Annotated in this window: 12 protein-coding genes and 2 riboswitches; of the genes, 4 read left to right on the top strand and 8 right to left on the bottom strand. The window is 41.7% G+C overall.

Annotated features, from left to right (window positions below; all coding sequences use genetic code 11):
- Window positions 1–168: 168 nt before the first annotated feature.
- Window positions 169–1380 carry an MBL fold metallo-hydrolase gene (locus LJE12_RS02815; protein ID WP_008707060.1) on the bottom strand — a complete coding sequence of 404 codons (1212 nt, stop codon included), beginning with the start codon at window positions 1378–1380 and terminating at the stop codon, window positions 169–171.
- A 255-nt stretch (window positions 1381–1635) separates the two neighbouring features.
- Between LJE12_RS02815 and LJE12_RS02820 the strand changes: the two genes are divergently transcribed.
- Window positions 1636–2283 (top strand): endonuclease III domain-containing protein, encoded by a 648-nt coding sequence (locus LJE12_RS02820; RefSeq protein ID WP_025579857.1) that lies wholly within the window; start codon window positions 1636–1638, stop codon window positions 2281–2283.
- 139 nt (window positions 2284–2422) lie between these two features.
- Here LJE12_RS02820 and LJE12_RS02825 read toward each other — a convergent pair whose 3' ends face one another.
- On the bottom strand, window positions 2423–2713 hold the full coding sequence (locus tag LJE12_RS02825) for a hypothetical protein (protein WP_008707062.1): 291 nt from the start codon (window positions 2711–2713) through the stop codon (window positions 2423–2425).
- A gap of 68 nt (window positions 2714–2781) precedes the next feature.
- A complete protein-coding gene (locus LJE12_RS02830; protein WP_025580648.1) occupies window positions 2782–3588 on the bottom strand; it encodes a DNA-3-methyladenine glycosylase family protein in 807 nt (268 codons plus the stop codon).
- Between the two features lie 151 nt (window positions 3589–3739).
- Between LJE12_RS02830 and LJE12_RS02835 the strand changes: the two genes are divergently transcribed.
- The 3 genes from LJE12_RS02835 to thiC all read left to right on the top strand — a co-directional run bounded on the left by LJE12_RS02835 (window position 3740) and on the right by thiC (window position 7027).
- Window positions 3740–4018, top strand: a complete 279-nt coding sequence (locus LJE12_RS02835) for a type II toxin-antitoxin system HicB family antitoxin (protein WP_008707065.1) — start codon at window positions 3740–3742, stop codon at window positions 4016–4018.
- 166 nt (window positions 4019–4184) lie between these two features.
- A complete protein-coding gene (locus tag LJE12_RS02840) occupies window positions 4185–5192 on the top strand; it encodes a fibronectin type III domain-containing protein (protein ID WP_182438113.1) in 1008 nt (335 codons plus the stop codon).
- Between the two features lie 101 nt (window positions 5193–5293).
- Window positions 5294–5402: riboswitch (TPP riboswitch) on the top strand.
- Window positions 5403–5716: 314 nt separating this feature from the next.
- Window positions 5717–7027, top strand: a complete 1311-nt coding sequence (gene thiC, locus LJE12_RS02845) for a phosphomethylpyrimidine synthase ThiC (protein WP_008707069.1) — start codon at window positions 5717–5719, stop codon at window positions 7025–7027.
- 59 nt (window positions 7028–7086) lie between these two features.
- Here thiC and LJE12_RS02850 read toward each other — a convergent pair whose 3' ends face one another.
- The 5 genes from LJE12_RS02850 to LJE12_RS02870 all read right to left on the bottom strand — a co-directional run bounded on the left by LJE12_RS02850 (window position 7087) and on the right by LJE12_RS02870 (window position 12434).
- Window positions 7087–7683, bottom strand: coding sequence for a thiamine phosphate synthase (locus LJE12_RS02850; RefSeq protein WP_195981583.1), 597 nt, complete (start codon window positions 7681–7683; stop codon window positions 7087–7089).
- Complete coding sequence (gene thiH, locus LJE12_RS02855; protein ID WP_008707072.1) at window positions 7664–8905, bottom strand: 2-iminoacetate synthase ThiH; 1242 nt, start codon at window positions 8903–8905, stop codon at window positions 7664–7666. The genes LJE12_RS02850 and thiH overlap by 20 nt, the downstream gene beginning before the upstream one ends.
- 266 nt (window positions 8906–9171) lie before the next feature.
- Window positions 9172–9951 (bottom strand): thiazole synthase, encoded by a 780-nt coding sequence (locus LJE12_RS02860; RefSeq protein WP_008707074.1) that lies wholly within the window; start codon window positions 9949–9951, stop codon window positions 9172–9174.
- A 51-nt stretch (window positions 9952–10002) separates the two neighbouring features.
- Window positions 10003–10206, bottom strand: a complete 204-nt coding sequence (gene thiS, locus LJE12_RS02865) for a sulfur carrier protein ThiS (RefSeq protein ID WP_008707075.1) — start codon at window positions 10204–10206, stop codon at window positions 10003–10005.
- A gap of 253 nt (window positions 10207–10459) precedes the next feature.
- Window positions 10460–10568: riboswitch (TPP riboswitch) on the bottom strand.
- A 45-nt stretch (window positions 10569–10613) separates the two neighbouring features.
- Entirely contained in the window at window positions 10614–12434 is a 1821-nt protein-coding gene (locus LJE12_RS02870) for a DUF6320 domain-containing protein (protein WP_020993275.1), read from the bottom strand.
- Window positions 12435–12442: the final 8 nt, after the last annotated feature.

The following is a 12442-nucleotide window of genomic DNA, read 5'->3' on the forward strand; positions in this document are numbered from 1 at the left end:
AATTTGTGATCATATAAATTCTGTAAAAAACAAACAGCAGACATTGTATATTCGATGGAATATACAATGTCTGCTGTTTTATGTTTATCAGATCATAAAAATCTCCCACTGTGTTAATTCATATCAGACTATAACTACGGCAACCGAATCCGAGCAAAATATACCGCTTTATATATCCTTGTAATAAGCAGGAGAGATAACATCCGCCTCCTTACAGGAACATCCGTTCTCGTAACTGTCGCAGCAGTCACAGTTTGAACAGTACATATGAGTATCCGGGATATAAAACAAGCCTCCATAGAGCGGTGAAGTACGGAGTTCTTTTGACTCTTTCTTGCTGTTGGCAAAATGGATTCCATTAGAGATCAGCATATTTTCAGGTTCATACTGAGAGAAATCAAAATAATGTCCCTGTGTTCCATGATGGGGCACCTTGATACACCAGTAATGTTCGTATAATGGCAATTTTCCATCATAGTTCTCTGCGATCATTTTCAGATGCTCAGGCTGTGCATCCCCGGTAAACAAAAGATTTAATTCTCCGTCTCTGGCATTCTGGAACACAATACTGATCTTATGCTTGAACTGCCGCAGATTTATCTGATTCTCATTCAGCCATGCCAGCAGTTTCTTAAAATCAGGAAGTGCTTTGATTCTGCGAAATTCACGCTCATACACATATGCCCGGATAATTTTCTGACGAACCTCCGGCTGTTCTGTCAGCTCAGATGCTGTTAAATCTGTTTCTTTTTCCACAGTTTCCGCCGGTTTATTGCCTTCAGCAGTCATAGACCATACGATCAGTCTCAGTTTCTCTGCAAATTCAAGCAGGACATCCATTACTTCTTTAAATTTCCCGTCTTCACAGATTCTGTTATAGACTTCGTCCGTCTCCTTCCGGATTACATCTGTATCCGGCCAGAGTGCCTGATATTTGTTTTCAAACAGTTTTCCCCTGCTTAACAGTTCCACGTTCTGTTTATTCTCCAGAAGTGCATCCACCAGTGCAAACAGGCTGACCTGACGGCTTGGCAATCCGGATTCTTTTAACAAATCTGCCAGAAGCAGCAGCACCAGTGTTCTGCTCATTTCTTTTTTTGAAAAAACATCGGGAAGATAAATTTTCCCAAAGTCAACAGAAATATCTTTTTTCTTCATCATATAAAGAAGCCCTGACAGATGATCCATATGAAAATGTGTCAGGAGCAGATTTTTACTCTTGATCGTAGACAGATCTGAGATGATCACATCAAATATTTCTCTTCTGGGGCGCCCCTCTATCCTGCTGTTATTTGTTCCGAAATCTACCAGCAGACTCTTCTTTCTGTCCCGGAGACAGAAGCAGTCTCCGAAACCTACATTATACATTCGTACCTTCATTCTTTTCCCTCTTGTTTACAATGGTTAGTTTTATTTTAATATAGGGAAATTGGAAATGCAAGAGGGTGTTGTTTGTGTTATTATAGTGTCATATGGTTACTGAGAACAGAGTAAACAGTAACTCATCTGAAATAAAAGAGCGTGTTTGAAAAAAGCTTTTCGCAAGATGTGTGTCACAATTTGTGAGAATAATTTTTCAAATACACCTGAGGAAAAACAAATATAAAATATCAGCAGAATGGAGATAGAACACTTATGACAAAACAGGAACTGGCTCTCGAGGTCATTGAACGGTTAAAAAAGGAATATCCTGATGCAGACTGCACTCTGGATTATGATAATGCATGGAAATTACTGGTAAGTGTGCGTCTGGCTGCACAGTGTACAGATGCAAGAGTAAATGTAGTTGTACAGGATCTGTATGCAAAGTTTCCTACTGTAGAAGCTCTTGCAAATGCAGATGTTGCAGATATCGAAGCAATCGTACGTCCCTGTGGTCTGGGTAAGAGTAAAGCAAGAGATATCAGTGCCTGCATGAAAATCCTCCACGAACAGTATCATGACAATGTTCCCGGGGATTTTGATGCTCTGCTGAAGCTTCCCGGAGTTGGAAGAAAGAGTGCCAATCTGATTATGGGAGATGTATTCGGCAAACCGGCGATCGTGACAGATACCCATTGCATCCGTCTCTCCAACCGCATCGGTCTGGTCGATAATATGAAAGAACCTAAGAAAGTAGAAATGGCTTTATGGAAAATCATTCCGCCCGAAGAAGGCAATGATCTCTGTCACCGCCTGGTCAATCATGGCCGCGATGTCTGTACAGCACGCACTAAACCTTACTGTGACAGGTGCTGTCTGAATGATATCTGTGAAAAAAATGGTGTAGACAGCCAGGAATAATTACTTTATACACATATAACCAAAATAATCCATACCATTATACACATTATCCCAAAGAAAATCCCCATCTCTGTGTTTCTTTAACCAGAGCGTGTTTGAAAAATGCTCTAGCTCAGCAGATGAGGACTTTCTTATTTGCCTAAATGTGCTCCTCAAGGCTTGCGAAGAAAAGTTCATAGAAATCGTCTTCCCCTGCAAGCTTCGGAGAGTTTTCACCTCCACCGTTGGTACTTCTTCGCATGGTAGCATAAAATTCTTCTCCGGCTGTGATCATATCCATCTCATAAATCTGATATCCCAGTTCCCGACACTTCGCGCAGAAAGCGGCAAGCGGCTGTTCTGCCTTTCTGGTGTCCATCAGTTCCTGCCAGATGTTACGGTCTTTCAGCGCTTTTTCTCTTAATTCGTCTAACATTGCTCCGATTTCCATAATAACATTCCTCCTCTTTGTTTTCTGACCTTCATCAAATAACTATTCCATCGTTATCTGCAGAATTGTTACTTCATCAGTTCATAATAAAATATATACTGCTGCATCACGCCCCGGCAGCCCTTATAACGTCTGTTTGGAAATCCCCGTTTATAATGGGCATCCAATGCCTGGCGGATGTGAGTATCTACAGGAAATGCATCCAGCTGATGCAATCCGAAAAGACAGATACAGTCAGCTACTTTCTCACCAACTCCGTACAGTCCCAGAAGTTCTTTTCGTGCAGCTTTATAAGTCATATCATGCAGACTGTCAAGTGAAATATCTCCGAAACAGACTTTTCTGGCTGTATCCAGAACATATTTTGCTCTGTATCCCAGATTGCACTCCCGAAGCTGTTCTTCCGTTGCCAAAGCCAGTGCCTCTGCAGTCGGAAACGCATAATATTCTGCACCTGTGCTGCTTGTTTTTCTTACTCCAAATTCCCGGCTGATATTTTCAATACACTTCTTTATTCTTGTAATATTATTCTGTTGAGAGATCAGGAATGAAATAATCATCTCCCACAGATCCTGCTGCAGAATGCGGATTCCGCTTCCCATCTCTCCTGCTGCTGTCAGATATTTATCCCTTGGATTGATCATGTTTATATATTCACTGTAATCACAATCCAGATCAAAATACCGGATCCAGAAGAAAATGAAATCTTCTTCCGGACAAAAGAAATTGACAATTCCTCTCTCCTGAGTCAGTTCCAGATATTTATCTCCCGCAATCACCCGGTAACGGTCATCACCGATCTGATCCATCCGAAAGCACTGCCCGGATCTGCAGATCTGCCCCAGGTCAAAATTATCCATTTCTATTGTCAGCATACTATATAACCCCTTATCCTTCTGTTACCAATGTTACTGTTCACCCCGTTCTCAGTAACGTTACTAATAACTCTTTTTTTTCTTGATGAATATATGAATGTATTATATACTATTCTAAGTATAAACGTAAAGCAGAAAGGGGTTCTTACCAATGAAATTTATATATCCTGCGGTTTTCCGCAAAAATGAAGAAGGCAGATATAAAGCATTTTTTCCGGATCTTGCCTGTTGTGAAGCTGAAGGCGACACTCTCGACGATGCGATCGATAATGCAAACGAGGCTGCTTATAACTGGATTTATGCAGAAGTAATGGAAGATGAAATGGATCTCCCTGCAATTTCCGATGAATCCGATCTGGATCTGCTGGAGGGAGATATTGTAAGAAATATTCAGGTCAATATCCGTATGTATGACGGATGGGATGAGTAACCACTACCCGCAACGACAAATTACAGAAATTCAGCTCCGTTATGTTACAATAAATCAAACATTAACGGAGCTTTTTTATTATTTAAATCTGCTCAGACACACTTCGGTGTACTATCTGCAAAACGATTTTTTTCTCTCGTTTTGCACTTCAAAAGGAGGTTTTACTATGAAAGCAAGAAGTTTTAAAAAATTCTTTGTGAGTATTGCACTCAGTGCTGTTCTCACGTTATCGTCCGCTTCCTCTGTATTCGCAGCCACAGCACAGCTGGCACCCGCTGAACAATCTGTGGAACTGGCTCAAAGTGACGATTCTGACACACCTGCCATTGAATCATCCGATGCACAGAATGCCTGCGCTTCTCTTACCGCCCAGCCCGGAATCAGACAGACAGCAGCTTCCGAGAATTCTGTAACTATTCAGTGGAACCCTGTTACCAATGCTTCCAAATATGCTGTCAATATCAGCCCTTTAAGTTCCTCTTCCTATCGTTTTCTCGGCTATATTGGCAATACCCACAACAAAGCTAAGATCAATAAGCTAAAAGCAGGAACTGCTTATGTTATTAAAATCACAGCACTGAATTCATCCGGCATTGCGATTTCTTCCCGTACTGTGGGATGTACCACGCTTTATTCAAAGGTAAAGATTAAATCTTCCTATGCATCAACCGGCAGATATACCTTCAATATGCAGACTGTAAACCCTTCAAACTCCATTACAGGTTATAAGGTTGTATACCAGAGTTCTGCAGCCCACAAACTTATAACTAAATATTTTAATACCAGATATTCCTTTACCATTCCAATATCCGGCAATACATTTTATCAGGTGAAGATTTACCCTTATCTGGTTCTGGGAAATAAACGGTATGTAAGTTCAACCTCTACGGACAGATATATTTCCAATGTCATCACTCTTCAGAAAGCAGGCAATACCAACAGCTCCATGAGCGTAAAATGGAACAGAACTGCCGGTGCAGACAATTACAGTATTTACATAAAATATCCGGGAAGCAGTTCTTTCAAAAAAGTAAAAACAACAACTTCCAATTTCTTTACACTCACCGGAATGAAAAAGAATACCAAGTATGGCATTAAGGTAATTGCCAATAAAAAAGTGAAAAACAAAGTATGGCATTCTGATTCCAAAGCCTATAATATGTCCTTAGTCTGACCATAGTTATCCATAGCAATTGCATAAATCCGGCTACGTTATCAATGACGTAGCCAAAATTTTATATTGACTTTCCCATATCTAAGTGATACACTGATTGTAATTGAGACAAGGGGTGCTTGTGTAAACGGGCTGAGAGTAAGCTGTATCGCTTTAACCCATTACCTGATTTGGATAATGCCAACGTAGGGAAAGTTATAGTTCTTCCACACTGCAATATGCTTGTTGGCGTATTGCAGTTTTCCTTTTACTCTGAACGGACATATCATATTATCTCCCCCCTGTTTTAATTGCGGATAAATAGTCAGGCAAATGATTTCACACGCCTGAAAGGCAATAAAATATTGCCACGACAGACCGGGGGCACCACTCTCTGTCACACCAGTAGTTTACTTAAAAACTTACGAATATGCGCAGGTGCAAGTCCCTGCTATATGCAGGAGGCGCAGTTCATTTAATATTGCTGTTTATCTATTACTATGTGCAGCAATTAAGAGCCCACAGTGCAGGGCAAGGAGGAAAAAATGACACAGTATACAACGCAGATGGACGCGGCACGTCAGGGAATCATCACACCACAGATGGAAATCGTAGCAGAAAAAGAACACTTTGACGTGGAAGAATTAAGAGAACTGATTGCAAAAGGACAGGTAATTATTCCCTGCAACAAAAATCACAAGAGCATCAGTCCGAGCGGTGTCGGTGCAAAGCTGACCACCAAGATCAATGTAAATTTAGGTGTTTCCAGAGACTGGAAAGACGTTGATATGGAATATGAAAAGGTACATTCAGCAGTAGAAATGGGTGCAGAAGCCATCATGGATCTCAGCTCCTACGGAGATACCAGAAGCTTCCGCCGCAAACTTACATCCGAATGTCCGGCAATGATCGGTACTGTTCCGATCTACGACGCAGTAGTATATTATCACAAAGCACTTGGCAAGATTACTTCTGAAGAGTGGATTGATATCGTACGTATGCATGCAGAAGACGGCGTGGATTTTATGACTATCCACTGCGGTATGAATCGTGCAACCGCAGCACGTTTCAAACAGAATAAACGTCTCATGAACATTGTTTCCAGAGGTGGTTCTATTATGTTCGCATGGATGGAAATGACAGGAAAAGAGAACCCGTTCTATGAACATTTTGATGAAATTCTTGATATCTGCAGAGAGTATGATATCACTTTAAGTCTGGGAGATGCATGTCGTCCCGGATGTATTGCAGATGCAACTGATACTGCACAGATTGAAGAGCTGATCACTCTCGGTGAGCTTACCAAACGTGCATGGGAAAAGGATGTTCAGGTTATGATCGAGGGACCTGGCCACATGCCGCTGAACCAGATCGCAGCTAATATGGAGATCCAGAAAACTCTTTGCCATGGCGCTCCTTTCTATGTACTTGGACCGCTTGTAACAGATGTTGCTCCCGGATATGACCACATTACTTCCGCAATCGGCGGTGCGATTGCTGCTTATTCAGGTGCTGCTTTCCTCTGCTATGTAACACCTGCAGAACATCTTCGTCTGCCAAATGCAGCTGATGTAAAAGAGGGAATTATTGCTGCCAAAATTGCTGCTCATGCTGCTGATATTGCCAAAGGAGTTCCCGGTGCCGCAGAATGGGATTATAAGATGAGCGAAGCGAGAAAACGTCTTGACTGGGAAGAAATGTTCAAACTCAGCATGGATCCTGAGAAAGCAAGACGCTACCGCGCAGAGGCCAAACCTGAGAAAGAAGACACCTGCAGTATGTGCGGAAACTTCTGTGCCGTAAAGAATACAAACCGTATTCTGGATGGTGAAATTGTTACTATTTTTGATGAATGATGCTTTTATAAAAGCCGTATTTCAACATGTTTGATTGTTGAAATACGGCTTTTTATTTACTATATCTTCATCATATCTGACATAATACATCCACCGGCTGAACCATGTTCCATAATCTCATTTAACTGTCCTGTTCCCGGATGTATCCCTCCTATGGCATATACAGGAATCTTTACTGCTTTACAGACATTCTCCAGAAATTCCAGTCCTCTGGGTGGAAGTCCTTTTTTACAGTCAGTTGTATAAATATGTCCTGCCGTAAGATAATCAGCTCCCAGACTTTCTGCTTTCAATGCATCTTCTACAGAGTGGACCGAACTTCCGATCTGCCGGAAACCTCCAAGCTTTCCCTCATATTTTTCCAACAGAAACATTGGCAGATGAATGTATGGATGATGCAGTTTTTCTGCTACGTTTACATAGGTATGTAATATACAGGGAACCTGATATCTCTTACAGATTTCCAGTATCTGCTCTGCCAGACGAGAATATTCTTCCTCCGGCAGATCCTTTTCCCTCAGAATAACCGCCTTCGGATGAAGGCTGCATACACGCTCGATCTGTTCTGCAAAGGGACGTTGACACAGGGAGCGGTTGGTCACTGCAATTACATTTTCATAAGGATTTTTCTGCATTTTAGAGGTACACATAATCATTCATAACCGGCTGAAGATCATGATCCAAAAGTGCCTTATAGACTTCATCTACAGACCTTCCGTCTGAAATCTCAAACTGGTCATCTCCTTTATCTTCGATATCCTCCACATGACTTCCGATTCCTGTGCTGACTCCTGCTGAAATCTTTGTCGCAGCAATTCCAACCAGGTTATCGCGGACACGCTCACACTCTCTGGTAGATACTGTAATGCTTGCAAATGGCATGAACAGACGATAGGCGCAGACCACCTGAAGCAGCTGTGGTTCATGTACATCCATAGGATTAATACGGTCATTGTTGATGATCGGCCGAAGTCTCGGACAGGAAAATGCAATCTCTGCATGAGGATATTTTCTCTGCAAAAGATATGCATGATATCCGGTGGCAAAAGCATCCTTACGGAAATCATCCAGTCCCAGAAGTGCAGCAAATCCTACTCCTCGCATACCACCCTTTAAAGCACGTTCCTGTGCGTTCAGACGATAAGGAAATATACGCTTGTGCCCTGCAAGATGCAGAGTTTCATACTTATCTGAATTATAAGTCTCCTGGAATACCGTTACATAATCAGCTCCGCATTCATGGAGATGTGCATACTCATCTGAATTCATAGGATAAACTTCAAGTCCGATTACTTTGAAATATTTCCGGGCAATCTTACATGCTTCTCCGATATATTTTACATCAGATTTTGCTCTGCTCTCTCCTGTAAGAATCAGGATTTCCTGCAGTCCTGTCTTTGCGATAGCAGCCATTTCCTTATCAATCTCTTCTGCATTCAGCTTTGCTCTGCGGATCTTATTATGGCAGTTAAATCCGCAGTAAATACAGTAATTCTCACAGTAATTTGCAATATAAATAGGGGTAAACATATACACACTGTTCCCAAAATGTTTCCTGGTTTCTTTCTGCGCAGCCTGTGCGATTTCCTCCAGAAGAGGCAATGCAGCCGGAGACAGCAGTGCCTGAAAATCCTCTGGTGTACGGTTATCATGAGCAAGTGCCCTGCGTACATCTGCCTCTGTATATTTATCATAATCGTAAGCATTCATGGCAGAAATAACCTGATCCATCACGTCTGATTCTTCCAGTACTTCCATTCCCGGAAGATATTTCATATGATCGATCCTGTTCTTTTTCATATCTTCCAGAATCACTTCATTGACAATACTTTCGTTGAAGTGTTCACCATGTTCCATATTTTTTTCTGTTGTTTCCATTGATGTTTTCTCCTCTTTATTACCATTTGGCAACTTTCGTTTTCCTATAAATTAATACCTACTCCGCAGTTATAGCAATCCTCTAAAATAATGCATCTTAATCCAGCCCATCAGAGTGTGAAATCCTGCGTCAGATATCTTTGCCGTGCGTCAGCACGCCTGCAGATATCTTCCTTGTCTTTCGCACGCTGCTGAACTGTCTTAAATGCATTATTTACGAGGATTGCTATAATCAAAAATCTCATTTTAGAATGATTTTTTATTTATTACTCATGAAGAAAACCAGTCAGTGGAGAGGATGCGCTTGCACCTTTTTCCAGGGTTCTTCCCAGTCCGGCAAGGTATGCACTTCGTCCTGCTTCAATAGCTTTTTTAAATGCTTCAGCCATTATCTGCACATCACCTGCTGTGGCAATCGCAGTATTTGCCATAACTGCAGATGCCCCCATCTCCATGGCTTCACACGCCTGAGAAGGACGTCCGATTCCTGCATCTACAATGATTGGGAGCTCAATTTCGTCAATCAAAATCTGGATAAATTCCTTAGTGCACAGACCTTTATTAGAGCCGATCGGAGAACCCAGCGGCATGATGCAGGCAGCTCCGGCATTTACCAGATCTCTGGCTGCATTCAGATCCGGGTACATATAAGGCATTACTACAAATCCTTCTTTTGCAAGAATTTCTGTAGCTTTAACAGTTTCATAGTTATCCGGAAGCAGATATTTTGAATCATGGATCACTTCGATCTTTACGAAATCACCGCATCCGATTTCTCTGGAAAGTCTGGCAATACGAACTGCTTCTTCTGCATTTCTGGCACCTGAAGTATTGGGAAGAAGAGTAACATTTTTCGGAATATAGTCCAGAATATTTGCCAGTCCACCTTCATTGGCACGACGCAGAGCCAGAGTGATGATCTGCGCATCTGCCTTTTCAATACATGCTTTCACCAGATCCAGAGAAAATTTTCCGGATCCCAGAATAAAACGGGAAGTAAATTCATGACCTCCCAGAATCAGTTTGTCTTCATTATTTGTACTCATAATTTAAGTCCTTCTTTCGTATATTATAATGTGATATCAGGATATTCCTGTTTATCTTCCACCTCCCATGAAGCTGACTATTTCCAGTATGTCATTTTCATGTAAAACAGTAGTGCTGTACTCGGCTTTTGACAGAATTCTTTCATTTAATTCTACTGCGATCTGGCTGGGCACATAGCTGTTTTCCTCCAGATATTGCCCTATTGTAAGAGTATTCTGCAATTCTTTTGTTTTTCCATTAACAGTAATAAGCATACTTTCTCCTTTCCGGGAAAAGAAGGTCCGGCCTCTACAACATAAAAAAGAGTCCACAAAAGAATACACCCGCGGTGGTGCACCCCTTCATGAACTCTGTTCACTCTCATCTTTCCCCATATTCATCTGTTATAATGTAAATTTCCCTGTAAGCCCCCGGTTTTCTCTCACTTATTACAGATTGATTACCGGACAGCTGAATTTCTTCAAATGCATGAGATAAATAAAAAGGAGATGCCAGTCATCTCCCTTTAAAATCATATCTTATAGGTTCCTACGTTGGCATTATCCAAATCAGGTATATGGGTCGAAGTTGATGACTTCCTCTCAGCCTGCACTCACAAGCTCCCCTTTCTTTACATGGATAAAGTATAATCTTTTATCCCATGTGTGTCAAGACCATATTTCTACATCCTCAGTTTCTTATGAAACTCCCGCATCGTATCCTTCTTGCAGAAGATAAACAGTGCAGCCAATGTCAGAAAACTGATTCCGGCACAGATTACGGAAGGTACGGCAAACTGCACGATTCCAGTCCAAACCAATATCATCGGAATCAGTCCTGCAATTCCGGCCTGTACAAGATAAAACAGATATTCTTCCCTTTCCAGACGGTTTATTTTTGCGATCACAGGAACAGAAAACTGCACTGCCAATATCCCGAAAGGAATCACAAAATCCACAGACCAGCCCTTCCATCCGGTAAACCGGTCCCATAGGATCGCAATTACTGATATGAGCAAAAGCTGCCACATTTCATTCTTCAGAATATTCCTGCGTTTATAATATGCTACCATAACAACCAGCCATGCACAGGCACATCCTGCTCCTGCAAACCAGAACCAGTTCAGTACACCTGCCATCATAAAATTAATCATTCCGCAAATTACCGCAATTGCCAGACACAGGAAGCTGAAAGTCTGAATAACCTTCTGATTTTCTTTTTTCTCAAGCCTGTGCTTTTCTCCATATCCCGGAAATTCATTCTTTAATTCTCTGTGGGAAACATTCTCCTCGCCGAGCATCCGCTGGAAATTCCTCTGGATACTGTCATCCGGTATCTTGGAAGTAAATCCCAGTACCATCTCATCCCCATAAGAACAGGAACACATCTGCAAAGAATTGGTACTTGCAAAAATCCCAAAATGCTGAATATATTCTTTATACTCCTCCGGCAAACGAATAATGCCGATATTAGAATAAACTGCCGTAATGCTCCTGCTTCCCAGATTGGCTCCGATCATCAGAAAATATTTCTTGATCTCCAACGGAACAGCACGTACAAAAGGATTCTTCTCAATGCGCACATATCCGCTCATATGCATGGCAATCTTTTCTTTTACCAGTTCTTCTTCGAACTGTTTCTTCACAGACAAAAGTACATCTTCAAAAGTTGTTTCATCAGAAAATATATATCCCACCTCAATCCATCCAAAGAAATTTGTCATAGACTGAGACGGAAAATAATTTCTCAGATTCACCGGAATCATCAATGCTACCGGTCGTTTCTGCTGATTCTTTGGAATCTCTTCCCGAATAGAACACAACATCATTGCTGTCAGTAAAACAGTGATGGAAACTCCACAGGAGCGGGCTTTCCGGTGGATATCTTTTACAGAAAGAGCAACCTCCGTAACATGCATATCTGAGTGAACCAGCTTCTCCCCTTTCAGTTTAACAGCGGCTTTTTTCTTCTCTTTATCTTTCGGTATATCTGAAGAATAATACTGAGAAAAGCTGTCCTCTTCTTTATCTCCATGTGTAATTTCCTCTGCATGCTCAATCTGCGGAAGATCTGCCTGTGGATGTGCCAGGATCAGATAATCCTGAACCAGTTCCTGCAGGAAATGCATGGCTCCGGTGCCATCTGTCAATGCATGAAACACCTCAAAATTAATTCTGTTTTTGTCATAACTCACCTGAAATAAAAGGGATTTCTTATCCGGAATATATAAGCGGCTGCATGGTGGTTCCGTCTCCGGCTTTACCACTGCCCTGATGTCTCTGTGCTCCAGATAAAACCAGAACAGCCCTTTTCTCAGAACCGCCTGGAACAATGGATATTTCTCCATTGTCTGATCCAGTGCTGCCTGAAGGATTTCCCCATTGACTTCTTCCTTTAACTGACAATAGAAACGAAACACTCTGGTGTCATTCTTTCCTGTTACCAGCGGAAATGCCAGCGCCGCATTATCCAGTTTTCTCCATTTTGAGTATCCTGTATCCATAATTTTCC

Origin of the sequence: Blautia sp. DFI.6.71 (assembly GCF_020593585.1) — a bacterium.
Classification (GTDB): domain Bacteria; phylum Bacillota; class Clostridia; order Lachnospirales; family Lachnospiraceae; genus Blautia_A; species Blautia_A wexlerae.